The sequence below is a fragment of the Polyangium sorediatum genome, assembly GCF_029946465.1.
GTDB classification, from domain to species: Bacteria; Myxococcota_A; Polyangia; order Polyangiales; family Polyangiaceae; genus Polyangium; species Polyangium fumosum.
This window is the reverse complement of the sequence record NZ_JARZHI010000007.1, coordinates 153,294-166,519: the sequence shown is the minus strand read 5'-3', so window position 1 is coordinate 166,519 and position 13,226 is coordinate 153,294. Positions and strand designations below refer to the sequence as shown.

The following is a 13,226-nucleotide window of genomic DNA, read 5'->3' as shown; positions in this document are numbered from 1 at the left end:
CGCATCCATGATGATCCATCGCTTGAACGAGCTGTCCCGCGCACATCTCTCCACGGCGGGCGGCAAAGGCGCGAACCTCGGCGAGCTGATGCGCCTCGGGCTCTCCGTGCCGGACGGGTTCGTCGTGAGCGCCGAGGCGTACGCCGAGCACGCGCGCGCGTGGGAGCTCGCCGAGCGCCTCACGCCGCACCTCGCGACGCAGAACTGGGAGGCGGCGGCCGCTGCGGCGGCCGAGCTCTTCGAGAAGGGCGCGCTCTTGCCCGGACTCGAGCACGCGGTGCGCGAGGCGTATCGTGCGCTCGGCGCGCCCCGGGTCGCGGTTCGATCCTCGGCCACGGCGGAAGACCTCGCCGACGCCTCGTTCGCGGGCCAGCACGAGACCTTCCTCGACATCGCAGGCGAAGACGAGCTCGTCTCCGCGCTGCGGCGGTGCTGGGCGTCGCTCTGGAGCCCGCGCGCCCTCGGCTACCGGGCGGCGCGCGGCGTGGATCACCTGGGGGTCGACATCGCGGTCGTCGTGCAGCGTATGGTGGCGGCTGATTTCGCCGGCGTCCTGTTCACGGTCGACCCGGTGGCCCAGCGCGCCGACCGGATGCTCCTGGAGGTCGCGCCGGGGCTCGGCGAAGCGGTGGTCTCGGGACACACGACCGGCGACGTGTACCGCCTGCGGCGCGAGCCCCTCAGGATCGACGAGCGCGAGCGCCGCATGCCAGGGCGCCCCGCGCCGAGCGATAGCCTCGTGCTCCGCCTGAGCCGCCTCGGGCTCGACCTGGAGGCCCATTTCGGCTGCCCGCAGGACGTGGAGTTCGCCTTCGAGGGGGACGCCGTCTACCTCCTCCAGTCGCGGCCCATCACGACCCTCGGCGCGGCCGAGATCGAGCCGCTCCCGCCGCCCCCGAAGCTCACCCGCATGCAGCAGAGGATGCTCGAAGCGAACGACAACGACCGGTTCCCCATCGCCCCGAAGCCGATCGACCAATGGGGCTTCCGTATGGTGATCCCCGCGCTCGTCAACGCCGTGCGCGTCCTCGGGCTCGACATCGACGAGGCCGACGAGCGCGCGGTGATGGCCGAGGTGTGGCGGGAGTTTTTCGTCCTGCCCTCGCCGCGACCCACCTTCCGGATCTTGGGGTTGCCCCAGCGGGTCGCGGCGGGCCTGCGCCAGGACTGGCTCGGGTGGTGGGAGACCGAGGCGTTCGGGCGAATCCGCGAGGCCTGCGCGCCGGTGGATCTCCGCGCGCTCGACGACGCCGCGCTCCTCCGCCGCGCCGATCACATCGAGGTGACCACGCGCGAGATCCTGGTGAAGCGGTTCGAGGGGATCCTCACCCAGCTCGCCGCGGTCGCCCTGCGGCTCCCGGTCACCGTCGCCGTGGGAAGGAAGCGGGCCGAGGCCCTCATGGGCGACCTCGTCTCGGGCCTGCACACCCGGACGTCCGAGGTCAACCTCGCGCTCTACCACCTCGCGCGCAAAGCCGCGAACGCGGGGCCGGAGGTGTTTCTCGCGATTCGCGAGGGGCACCCCGAGGATCTGCGCGCGTCGGAGGCGGGCCGCGCCTTCCTCGCCGAGGTCGAGGCCTTCCTGGAGGAGCATGGGCACCGGGAGAGCACGGGCTTGTATCTCTCGGCGCCGACCTGGCGGCAGGATCCCGCGCCCATGTGGGGGCTTTTGCGCGGCCTGCTCGACGCGACCGAGCCGCCCTCCGAGGAGGCCGGGTACAAGCGCTACGAAGCGGCGGTCGAGGAGGTCACCCGCGGGATTCGTTTCGTGCCGGGGCTCGCGGGCTCGTTCCGCGGCACGCTGGAGCGGCTGCGGAAGACGATCGTCTTCCGGGAGCGCTCGCATTTCGATCTGGCCCGTGTGTTCTCGGCGATGCAGGCGATCGTGGCCGAAATCGCGCGTCGCCTCCACGAGCGTGGCCACCTGCCGAGCCCCGACGATATTTTCTACCTGACGGAGGCGGAGATCCGGGCGTGGCTCCGCGAGGGGCCGCCGCCGTTCTCCGAGGTGAAGCGGCTCGTGCAGCGCAGGCGCGCGACGTACGGCGTGGTCAACGGGAAATGGCAGAAGCGGGCGTTCGAGGTGGGCGCGGAGGGCGCCTCGGACAGCGAGCTGCGCGGCACCGGGGCCTCGTCCGGCGTCGTCCGCGGCCGGGCGCGTATCATCCGCGACGAGCGCGAGTTCGGGCGCCTGAAGCCGGGGGAGATCCTGGTCTGCCGGTACACGAACCCCGCGTGGACGCCGCTCTTCACCCTCGCCGCGGGCGTCGTGACGGACACCGGCGGCGCGGCCTCGCACGCGGCCATCGTCGCGCGCGAATATGGCATCCCCGCCGTGCTCGGGGCCGCCGGCGCCACGACGCGCATCACGGAGGGCCAGGAGATCCTCGTCGACGGCACGGAGGGCCGCGTGCTCCTGCTGCGCCTGGGCGTCACGGGCGAGGTCGCCTATGCCTGAGCCCTCGTCGCGCCTGCCGGTGCGGCTCCTCGTGGCCCTCGCGCTGTCGGCGGCGCTCGGGCCGCTCAACTCCACGATGGTCGCCGTGGCGCTGCCCGAGATGTCGCGCACGCTCCCGGCCGACTCCGGCGCGCTGCGGCAGGCGCTCGTGACGAGTTATCTCCTCACGAACATCGTCCTGCAAAGCCCCGGCGGAAAACTCGGCGATCGCCTCGGCCACCGGCGCGCGCTCGCCATCGGGCAGCTTCTCTTGGCGGCCGGCGCCGCGCTCGCCTACCTCTGGCCCGTGCTCCCTGCCCTCTCGGTGGCGCGCATCGTGATGGCGGCGGGCGGCGCGATCCTGGCCCCGAGCGCGACGGCCCTGCTCCGCACCGAATTGCCGCCCGAGCTGCGCGGGCGTGCGTTTGGCGCGTTTGGCGCGGTCATGGGTATCGCGGCGGGCACCGGGCCGACGATCGGCGCGCAGCTCGTCGGGCACTTCGGCTGGACGTCGATTTTCCTCGTGAACGTGCCGGTCTTGCTCCTCGCCGCCGCGCTCGCGCACCTCGGGGCGCCGACGGCTTCACAGGCGCCCGCCGCGCCCCGCGCGCGCTTCGACCTCCTCGGGTCGATCCTGCTCGGCGCTGCGCTCGCGGCGCTCGTCCTCGGCCTCGAGCGGACGCACCTCCGCTGGGCGGCGGTGGTCGGCGCGCTCGGCTTCGTGCCCTTCGTGTTATGGGAGCGGCGCGTCGCGGATCCCGTCGTCGACTTCTCTCTGTTCAAGCAGCGCGCGTTCGTGGGGGGCAGCCTGATCATCGCGCTCCAGAACTTCGCGATGTATTCGACGATCTTCGAGCTCCCGCAGGTGGCCGGCAGGCTCTTCCACGTCGGTCCCCGCGACGTCGGCGCGGTGCTCCTCTCGATGATGGGCACGATGGTGGTGACCTCGCCCTTCGCGGGGCGCGGGACCGATCGATTCGGGGCGCGCGCGGTGGCGCTCGTCGGCTGCTCGCTCGCCCTCGCCGGCACGGCCTTGCTCGCGTTGCGTCCCTTGCATGCGCTCTCCGACGCGATTCCGGCGCTCGTGATGCTCGGCGCGGGCCTCGGCCTCTCGTCGGCGCCTTCGCAATCTGCGGCGATGAGCGACATCCCGCGAGAGAAAAGCGGAATGGCCGCCGGTCTCACCTCGACGATGCGTTATATCGGAGGCGTCGCCGGCCTCACGGTGCTCGGCCTCGTCCTCACGGATCGCCCGGCGCCGGACGTGATCATGCACGAGCACACCACGGCCATGTCCATCTATGGCGCGGCGCTGCTCCTGACGCTCGGCTGCACCTTCCTCCTTCCCGGCCGCGCGGCCACGCCCGCGCCTGCCGCCAGCGCACGCTGAAACCCACCCTTCGCTCGTGTCGTCGCCGGGGTTTACGTCGCGGCGGCGCGTGCTACACCCGTCCCGGTCTACCAAGGAGACGATCATGAACCTCTACGATCCCTTCGTTCCGCAGCTCATTCAAATCGTGGGCCAGGCGTGTACATGGCTCGACAAGGCGCAGGCCCTCGCCGAGCAAAAGAAGTTCGACGTCAACGTGCTCCTCGGCGCGCGCCTCGCGCCGGATCAGTACCCCCTCGTGCGGCAATTCCAGGCCATCAGCGACGGCGCCAAGTTCACGGCCGCGCGCCTCGCCGGGGTGACGCCGCCCGTCTTCGAGGACAACGAGAAGACCGTCGAGGAAGTGCGCGCCCGCCTCGACAAGACGATCGCCTGGCTGAAGACCCTCGAGCCCGCGCAGTTCGAGGGCGCCGAGGCCCGCACCGTCGTCCTGCCGTTCGCGCCGGGCAAGGGGCTCAAGGGCCTCGACTTCCTGGTCAAGATGGCCCTGCCGAACTTCTATTTCCACGCCACCACGGCCTACGCGATCCTCCGCCACAACGGCGTGGACGTGGGCAAGCTCGACTTCATCGGCTCGCTGCCGTTCTTCGAGGTCTGACCCCGCGCGGCGCGTCTCGGCAGCACGCGCGCGTGTGACCGATACGATTTGGCCATGTCTCGCGCCTCCCGCCTGCTCGACCTCCTCCAGCTCTTGCGCCGCCGCCGCGCGCCGATCACCGGCCCGGCGCTGGCCGAGGAGCTCGGCATTTCCATCCGCACGCTTTATCGCGACATCGCGACGCTGAAGGCGCAGGGCGCCGACATCCAGGGCGAGCCGGGCCTCGGCTATGTGCTGCGGCCCGGCTTCACCTTGCCGCCGCTGATGTTCTCGGTCGATGAAATCGAGGCCCTCGTGCTCGGCTCGCGCTGGGTCGTGGTGCGGGGCGATGCGCGGCTCGCCTCGGCCGCGGAGGACGCGGTGGCGAAGATCCGCGCCGTGCTGCCCGACGACCTCCGCCAGAGCGTCGACGCGGCCACGCTCACCGTGCCGATGGCCCAGGGCGAGCCGGTCGTGATTGATGCCTCCGTGATTCGCGTCGCGATCCGCAAGGAGCAAAGGCTCGTCCTCACCTACCGCGACCAGGAGGGCGAAGGCACGACCCGCACGGTCTGGCCTTTCCTGATCGGCTTCTTCGACAAGGTGCAGGTGCTCGCCGCCTGGTGCGAGCTCCGGCAGGATTATCGCGCTTTCCGCGTCGATCGTATCCAGTCGGTCGAGCGGAAGGACGAGCGTTACCCGCGCCGCCGCGCCGTGCTCATCAAGGAATGGCGCGCCAAGCAGAACCTTCCCGCTGCTGCCAGAATCTGACAGTCGCAGGGCGCATACGCTCCCCGTCCACCCGATGGAGATGCCCATGCGTACCCTCAACTATCTGCTGCTTTCCGTCCGTGAACCCCTCCAGAGCGCCGAGCTGTATTCGAAGCTCCTCGGCTGCGAGCCGGTCGAACAAGGGAAAACCTTCGTTCTTTATGTGCTGCCGACCGGCTTGAAAATCGGTCTCTGGCGCGCTGATGACGTCGAGCCGGCGCCAAAGCCGGCGGGCGGCGTCGAGATCTCGTTCAGCGAACCGAGCAAGGAAGCCGTCCGCGCGACCTATGCCGCGTGGACCCAGCTCGGCCTGAAGGTGGTGCAGGAGCCGACCGACATGGACTTCGGCTTCACCTTCGTGGTCGAGGACCCGGACGGGCACCGCCTCCGCCCGTTCGTCCTCGCCATGAATCCGCGGTAGAGAGGCTCCGCCGGCCCGAGGCGTGGGTGGGGCTCGACGCGGCGTCCTCGGGGCTCCAGGGGCAGCGTCATGGCTGCCGAGAAACCCAACCGAGCGACCGTCTTTAGTCACGAGCATTATCACGAGCTCTCGGCCGACGAGACCGAAGTGCGCGAGCGCGGATTCGACGCGCGCGGCTTCCCGGTCGAGGGGCCCTCGCTCCGCGAGGCGGAGCAGGAAGCCGAGCCCACGCCGCCGCATCCCCACCCCCCGGGCGCCGAGCACGCCGAGCCCACGCACGGCGTGCACATCACCCCCACGGAGCCGCCCCGGCGCCGCGCCTGAGCGGACACAGGGACCTCGTCCGCCCCGAAGGCGCTCTCGCGCTACGGCGTGATGTTCTTGTTCAACCGGAAGAAGTTCGTCGGATCGTAGGCGCGCTTCAGGGCGGCGAGGCGCTTCATCTTCGCCTCGCCGTAGGCCTCTTGCACCCGCCCGGCGGGCTCGCCGTCGTCGAGGAAGTTCACGTACACGCCGCCGGAGGCGAACGGCTGCGTCGCCTCCCAGGCGTCCTGCGTCCAGCGGATGTGGCGCTCGGCGTCGGCCGGGTCCTTCCAGCTCGATTGAAACATCGCAAAAAAAGGGGCGTTCCGTCGCGGGAACGCGGTCGCGTCCTCGTCCACCCGCGCGATCGCGCCCCCGAGGTGCAGGATCTCGAAGAGGCACAAGGCAGACGGCGCCGCGCGAAGTTGCGCCGCGAGGGCCTCGATGCCCTCGTCCCCGAGCGTGGAGACATACCGCGCGCGGATGCATTGGCCATACCCGTAGGCGCCCGCCGGCGCCGTATCGAACATGCTCTGAAGGGCGGTATACGGCATCGGGCTGACGAGCTCCCCGACCGGCGGGCCAAACGCGCGTAGCGGCGCGAAGGCCGCCTCCGCCGCGTCGTTCGGCCCATTGTAACAGGCCGCGATGATCACCCCGGGCGTGCCGTGCATGTGCGCGGGGATCTGCGGCATGGCCGGGAGCTCGATGTGGATCAGCGTGCTTGTCATGGGCTCCGGCTCCGTCGCGACGAACGACTGGTAAAACCGCAGCGCGTCCGCGAATCGCGTTGACGGGTGGAACACCATCGCGACGTTCACCTGCTCGACGGGGTGCAGGCGCAGCTCCATTTCGGTGACGATCCCGAAGTTGCCGCCGCCGCCGCGCAATCCCCAGAAGAGCTCCGCGTTCTCGTCGGCGCTCGCGGTGACGAGCCGGCCGTCGGCGGTCACGAGATCCACGGAAAGCAAGTTGTCGATGCTGAGGCCGTGCTGGCGCATGAGCCAGCCGATCCCCCCGCCGAGCGTGACCCCGGCGACCCCGGTGGCCGAGCACTGGCCCCCGGTCGTCGCCAGCCCAAAGGCCTGCGTCTCATGGTCGAGCTCCCGCCAGGTCAGCCCCGCCTGCGCGCGCACGGTGCGCCGCGTGGGATCGACGCGGACGCCCTTCATGGGAGACAGGTCGATCACGATCCCGCCCTCACACACGCCGTTCCCGGCGACGTCATGCCCGCCGCCCCGCACCGCGACGATCGCGCCTTGCTCCCGCGCGAACCGCACGGCGGCGAGGACGTCCGCGACCCCGGTGCAGCGCGCGAGGAGCGCTGGGCGCCGGTCGATCCGGGCATTCCAGACGACGCGGGCCGCATCGTATCGGCCGTGATCGGGGTCGATGAGCTCGCCGCGGAAGTTCGTTCGAAGCGCGTCGAGCGCGGCCTGGCTGAAGCGAACGCGGTCTTGATGCATCGTGAAGTGCCTCCGGATGCCGTGGAGATGGCCCGTATCAATTTGCGCCGATCAACAAAAGCGCGCGCGCCTGCCCGATACGCGCGGCCTCCGCCGAATCTTCCTTTTTCGTCACGACGGACCCGTCGCCAGTGAACACGACGTACGTCACGCCGCTGTCGACGCCGCCCGAGATCGGGCTCGAAGGGATGCCGAGCTTCTCGGCCATCGCATAGGACGCCTCGCCGAGGATGCCCGTGGGGCCGACGTCGCCGAGAATGCCATATTCGACGTTCCCTTTGTAGAGGACCGCGACGACGCTGCCCATCTTGAGCCCCTGGGCTCTGTAATCGAACCCGTGGCTCGACTTCGGCACGACGACGAAGGGCAACGTCGACGCGTCGAGGGGCTTGCCGCGCGCGTCCACCGCGGCCGTCTCCGACTGGTAATACGGATCCGCCTTGCATGCGGCGCCCTGGCCGCCGTCGCAATCGATGTCCATGTCGGCGGTCCACCACAAGGCACCTTCGAGCTTGCAGATCGGAACCGTCGCCGCGCCGCCCTTGTCGGTCGCAAATTCGGTCGTTCCCTCGAGCTTCTCACAACGCGAGAGCAATGCTCCGAGGCGGGCGGCCACGTCCCCCGGCGCCGCGGGCGGCGCGGACGCAGGGGCGACGCTCGTGCGCTCTTTCTGACAACCGGCGAGCGCGACGAACGAGGCGGCGACGAGGGCGGAGACGGCGGCGTATCGCATCGAAGGGAGGCGGGCATCATGGCACGAAGGCCGTCGCCTCGACAGTTTCCGGATCGTGCGTGATACGAGGCGCGCGCGGAGCAGGGCTTCAGCGTCGGAACGCCGCGCCCGTGCGCCGGAGGGCGTGCTCGATGCCACTCTCGAGCGACGAGCGTGTCGTGATGCCGCGGAAATCGGCGTCGAGCCCGACGAGCACCTGGGCGACCTCGCCGCGGATCCCCGTCAGCACCGTCTCCGTGCCGAGCAACGCGAGCGCGCGCGCCGTCTCCACGAACGTGCTCACCACGGCCGTATCGACGCTGCGCAGCCCCGTCAGATCGAGCAGCACGAGGCGCGCGGACGCCGCGTGCGCGCCGGCGAGCGCGGCTTCCAGGATCTGCCGGGCGCGCGCCGTATCCACGCTCCCGATGATCGGCATGACGAGCACCCCTTTCGTCAGCGGGATGAGCGGCGTCGACAGCTCCGCGAGCCGGTCTTCCTGGGCGCGCAGGACCTCCCGGTGCAGCGCCTCGCGCTCCCGCTCGGCCTGGCAGCGCTCCGCGAGCTCTCGTTCGAGCCGCTCGCTTTGCGCCCGCAAGACCTCGGCCTGCTCCTCCGTGCGCGCGCTCGCCGCGCGGAGCTCCGCCGTGCGCTCCTCGACCTCACGCGCGAGCAGCTTTCCGTGCGCGGCGAGCTCGCGCGTCTTGTCCTCCAGCGACGCATAGAGCAACGCATTCTCGATGGCGCCGGCCGCCTGCACGCTCAAGATCTGGACGAGCTCCGCGCGCTCCGCCGGGAACGCGTCGCGCGCCTCGAAATGCTCCAGCAAGAGCACGCCGAACCGGCGGCCGCGTTGCTTGAGCACGAGGCAAAGGAGCGAACGAGGCGCGCGGCGGCGGAGATAAGGATCGTCGCAAAACCGTGGATCGATCGCCGGATCCGTGAGCAACAAAGGCTCGCCGAGGCGCGATGTGTAGCGAATGACGGACTGCGCGAGGTCGTCCCGCGCTTCGAGCGGGGCGTCGAGCTTCACGCGGACCTCGTCCGGTTCGAGCGACGCCAGGGCTTCCAGGCGAAGCGCCCCCTCGCGTTCGAGCACCAGCGCCCCGCGTTGCGCGCCTGCGCAGGCGAGGATCGTGCGCATCACCCGATCGAGGGCATGTTCGAGCAATAGCTCGCTCGAAATGGCGCTCGACGCGCGCAAGAGCGCCTGGATGTCGAGCCCGCCCGCGTCGCTCGGGAAACGCAGGCGCCCGGCGGGCTGCGAGATGCGTTGCCACCGCGCGACGTCGCCGAACCGCCCCCGCAGCTCCTCGACCTTGGCGCTCGCTCCCCATCGCTCGTAGGCGTCGATGGCCTCGGCCACGTACACGGACGCCGCGCGGCCCGAGCCGAGCTGCCGCAGGCAACCCGCCGCGAGCTCGTGCCCGAGCGCCTCGTATTGCAGGAACGCGCCGCGCTGCGCCTCGTCGATGGCCTCGTCGAAGAGGGCGACCGCGTCGCCGAGGCGCCCCTCCACGCGCGCGCGCTCGGCGCGGACGAGCAGCCATTTGTGCCGGAAGTTGTCGCGGCCGTGCGTGGCCCACGCGGCGAGCCGCTCCTCCTCCTTGCGCGCGGCTTCGAGGTGCTCCTCCCCGCCCAAGGCGAGGTGCGCGAGCGCCACGTAAAGCGCGAGCGTCGCCTCGATGGGCATGGCCATGACCGCGCCGAGCACGGGCTGGATGTGCGCGAGCTCGGCGAGGGCCTCGGCTGGTTTTCCGAACGTGTAGGCCTGCAGGAGCCTGAGAATGTGGTGGAAGGCGATGCCGCAGCCGAAGCTCGCCGCGTGGATCTGCGCGAGGGCGTCCGCCTCGTCGAACACGGGGCCCGCGAGCGACGTCTCGCCCACGGCGGCCCCGGTGAGCGCGCGGAAGTATTCTCGTTCGATCTGGATCGTCAGCTCGACGGGCCGGTTGTGGGTCCGCCGCGCGAACGTGACGAACCCCTCGCACATGCGGAGCAGATCCGGCAGCGGCGTGCCGATCTCGTAATGTTGCCAGGGCGTCTCGAATGCGAGATACCCCGCATACACCGCGTCGCCGACCTCCTGGCATGCCGTAAATGCGCTCTCCAGCACCGGCAGATCGTCGCGCATGTGCCGCTGCCAGAACTGGATGTGATCGCCGTGCAGATGCAAGAGCGTCCCGCGGAGCCGCTTGTCGCCCAACTGCTCGTTCAGCCGCAGCGACATCTCCGAGAAGCGGACGCCGGACGCGACGTCGCCGAACATCACGATGCGCATGAAGCCGTAGATGCTGTAGGCGTAGCAGGACGCCTCCGCGTTGCCGTGCCGGAGCGAGAAGTTCAGCATGCGCAGCGCGACGAGCGGGAAGAACGCCGGGCGGCCGATGTACGCGCAAGGCGCGGAATCGACCAGCAACGTGATCACCGCCCGATCCCGCGGGTCCGTCATGCGCGGCGCCGTGAGGAGCTCCTCGATGCTGCGCCCCGCCATTCCCGCGGGGATCTGCTCGATCTCCGCCGCGATCTGCGCGTTCGCCTCTTCGGCCGTCTCGGGCAGCTCGACGCCGAGCCTGCGCAGCGCCGCCGTCGCGAGCACCATGCCCTCCGCGTAGCGCCCCGCGACCTGGTACAGCCGAAGGCGGACGCTCTCCAGCGCCGCGCGCTCGACCTCGTCTTGCGCATGGCGCAGGCCTTCTTCGAAGAGCGCCTCGGCCTCGTCGAAATGCCCCGCGAGGTATTCGCTCTCGGCGCACGCCGCATGCAAATCACGGGTGAGCGTGTATTCCGTCGTCCACGCGTCCTCCGGCAAGAGGCCGAGCCCCACGCGCAAAAGCTCGACCGCGTAGGCATAAGCGGTCGACGTCTTGGCATTCCGCCCGGCCGCGAGGTCGAGCCGCGCGAGGTCGAGCTTTTCCTCGGCCGATGCGAGCAGCTTCACGGCGCGGTTGAGGTGGCCGACGACCGAAAAGAGCGCCCCTTTTGCGTCGAGCCCCCCGCGCGCCCGGAGCGCGCGGCCGATGTCGAGGTGCACGCGCGGCCGCTCCGGCTCGGGGATCATCAGGTACGCGCCCTGCTGGATGCGGTCGTGCAGGAAACGATACCGCGACGCCTCGTGAGCGCCCCCTTCCCTGGCGTCGAGCGTCTGGACGAACCCCGCGTGCACGGCGCTCCGGAGCGCGACGGCGAGCTCGGCCGGCGGCAGCGCGGCGACGAGCGAGAGCGCGCCGAGGTCGAACTGGTGCCCGATGCAGGCCGCGAGCCGCAGCACGCGCAACGTGTCGGCGGGCAAACGCCCGAGCTCGGCCGCCACGAGCTCGGCCACGTCGTCGCTGACGCTGCGCGCGGCGATGGCCTCGAGATCCCATTGCCACGCCCCCGCGGCCTCGCTCCAGGCGAGGTCACCGTCGTGGATCATGGCGAGCACGAGCTGGTTCACGAAAAACGGGTTTCCGAGCGTCTTTTGCGCGACGTGCTCCGCGAGCTTCGCGACCGCGTCGGGCGGGAGCTCGAGCCCGTCGGCGAGCAGCGACGTCACGTCGTCACAGGAGAGCGGCTCGAGGTGGATCTCGGTCACGCGCGCGCCGTCGCGCCGGAGCGCGTCGAGGGTTTGCCGGAGCGGATGCGCCGCGTCGACCTCTTGCTCCCGATACGCGCCGAGGAGCAGCAGATGGCTCCGCCCCGGATCCGTGAGCCAGAGCCGGAGCAACCGGATGGAGGCCGCGTCGGCCCATTGCAGGTCGTCGAGGAAAAGGGAGAGCGGGTGCTCGGGCCGGCAGAAGACGGAGAGGAGCGCCTGGAGCACCTGATCGAAGCGGTTCTGCGATTCGGACGGCCCGAGCGCGAGGACCTCCGGCTGCGGCCCGAGGATGCCCTCGATTTCGGGCAAGAGCGGGACGACGAGGGCCGCGTTCGCGCCGAGCACGGCCGCGAGTGAATGCCGGAGCGTCTCGACCTCCGCGGGCCGCTCGGCCATCACCTGGCGCAGCAGATCCCGGAGCGCCTGCGAGACCGCGCTGAACGGTTGGTTGCGGTTGTACTGGTCGCACTTTCCGGCGACGAAATAGCCGTGCGCGAGGGCGACGTCCGGATAAAGCTCCTGCACGAGCGCCGATTTGCCGATGCCCGCATACCCCGCCACGAGCACGAGCTCGGCGCCTTTGCGGCTCGCCCGCCCGAACGCCTCGCGCAAGGCCTCGACCTCCCGCGCGCGCCCGTAGAGCCGCGACGCACCGGTGAAGGTGCGCCGCCGGTCGTGCTGGCCGAGCGGGAAGGGCTGGAGCTCGCCGCGCTCGTCGAGCTGGAGCAGGCACTCGACGAGGTCGGCCGCGAGCCCGGAGGCGCTCTGGTACCGGGCGTCCGCCTCTTTCGCGAGCAGCTTCGAGACAATGGCCGAGACCACCTCGGGGATGTCGGCGTCGAGCTCGTGCGGCGGCGTCGGGGTCCGCGCGATATGGCTATGCACGAGGTGGAGGGGATCCGTGCTCGTGAACGGCAGCGCGCCTGTCAGGAGCTCATAAAGCGTGACGCCGAGCGAATACAGATCACTCGTGCGGCCGAGGGGACGCCCCGTGCGCCCCGTTTGCTCGGGCGAGACATAAGCGAGCGTCCCTTCGAGGGACTGCGCCGCGACCGCGCCGGCGAGCTTCGCCCCGATGCGACCCGCGAGCCCGAAATGGGAGAGATGGACCGCGCCCGTCGCCGGATCGTAGAAGATGTGATCGGGATTGATGTCCTTGTGGACGATGCCTTTTTCGTGGACGGCCGCGAGCACCTCGCACACCGACACGACCACCCGGAGCGCCGTTTTTTGCGGCAATCGGCCGTGGCGGAGGGCGTCGCGCAGCGGACGACCAGCAACACCGGGGAACACGAGCGCCCAGCGCCGCCCGACCCGCACGAGGCCCGTGCTGTGCAAGACGCCGGGGATGGCCGCGAGCTCTTCGAGGATCTCATGCTCGTGACGAAGCAGCGCAATCTCACGGGAACTCGGGAGTTCGAGGCCCGTCAATTCAAGGATCCACGACGTCCCGTCATCCTTGCGCCGGGCGCGGACCCAGACATGCTCCTTGCCCGGCGCAATCTCTTCGATTCCCTCGAAGGTCGAATCGAGCCCGAGTATACCCGACGTGCTTCCCATGGCTCCTCC

9 protein-coding genes are annotated in these 13,226 nt (G+C 70.4%); 6 read left to right on the top strand and 3 right to left on the bottom strand.

What is annotated here, in order from left to right; translation table 11 throughout:
- Positions 1–7: 7 nt before the first annotated feature.
- The 6 genes from QHF89_RS11445 (at position 8) to QHF89_RS11420 (ending at position 5,920) form a co-directional block, all read left to right on the top strand.
- Entirely contained in the window at positions 8–2,458 is a 2,451-nt protein-coding gene (locus tag QHF89_RS11445) for a PEP/pyruvate-binding domain-containing protein (protein WP_136969372.1), read from the top strand.
- Positions 2,451–3,827 carry an MFS transporter gene (locus QHF89_RS11440; RefSeq protein WP_136969371.1) on the top strand — a complete coding sequence of 459 codons (1,377 nt, stop codon included), beginning with the start codon at positions 2,451–2,453 and terminating at the stop codon, positions 3,825–3,827. Before QHF89_RS11445 ends, QHF89_RS11440 begins: the two co-directional genes overlap by 8 nt.
- An 85-nt stretch (positions 3,828–3,912) precedes the next feature.
- Entirely contained in the window at positions 3,913–4,425 is a 513-nt protein-coding gene (locus QHF89_RS11435; protein WP_136969370.1) for a DUF1993 domain-containing protein, read from the top strand.
- Between the two features lie 54 nt (positions 4,426–4,479).
- Positions 4,480–5,175 carry a helix-turn-helix transcriptional regulator gene (locus QHF89_RS11430; RefSeq protein ID WP_136969369.1) on the top strand — a complete coding sequence of 232 codons (696 nt, stop codon included), beginning with the start codon at positions 4,480–4,482 and terminating at the stop codon, positions 5,173–5,175.
- A 34-nt stretch (positions 5,176–5,209) separates the two neighbouring features.
- Complete coding sequence (locus QHF89_RS11425) at positions 5,210–5,596, top strand: VOC family protein (RefSeq protein ID WP_284720368.1); 387 nt, start codon at positions 5,210–5,212, stop codon at positions 5,594–5,596.
- A 69-nt stretch (positions 5,597–5,665) separates the two neighbouring features.
- Positions 5,666–5,920, top strand: coding sequence for a hypothetical protein (locus QHF89_RS11420; protein ID WP_136969368.1), 255 nt, complete (start codon positions 5,666–5,668; stop codon positions 5,918–5,920).
- A gap of 41 nt (positions 5,921–5,961) precedes the next feature.
- On the opposite strand, the gene QHF89_RS11415 is transcribed toward QHF89_RS11420, so the two are convergent.
- From QHF89_RS11415 to QHF89_RS11405, 3 genes are all read right to left on the bottom strand, one after another.
- Positions 5,962–7,365, bottom strand: coding sequence for an FAD-binding oxidoreductase (locus QHF89_RS11415; protein ID WP_136969367.1), 1,404 nt, complete (start codon positions 7,363–7,365; stop codon positions 5,962–5,964).
- 37 nt (positions 7,366–7,402) lie between these two features.
- Entirely contained in the window at positions 7,403–8,098 is a 696-nt protein-coding gene (locus QHF89_RS11410; protein WP_136969366.1) for a glycoside hydrolase family 75 protein, read from the bottom strand.
- An 88-nt stretch (positions 8,099–8,186) separates the two neighbouring features.
- Positions 8,187–13,217: an AAA family ATPase gene (locus QHF89_RS11405; protein WP_284720367.1), complete on the bottom strand. Its 5,031-nt coding sequence runs from the start codon at positions 13,215–13,217 to the stop codon at positions 8,187–8,189.
- Positions 13,218–13,226: the final 9 nt, after the last annotated feature.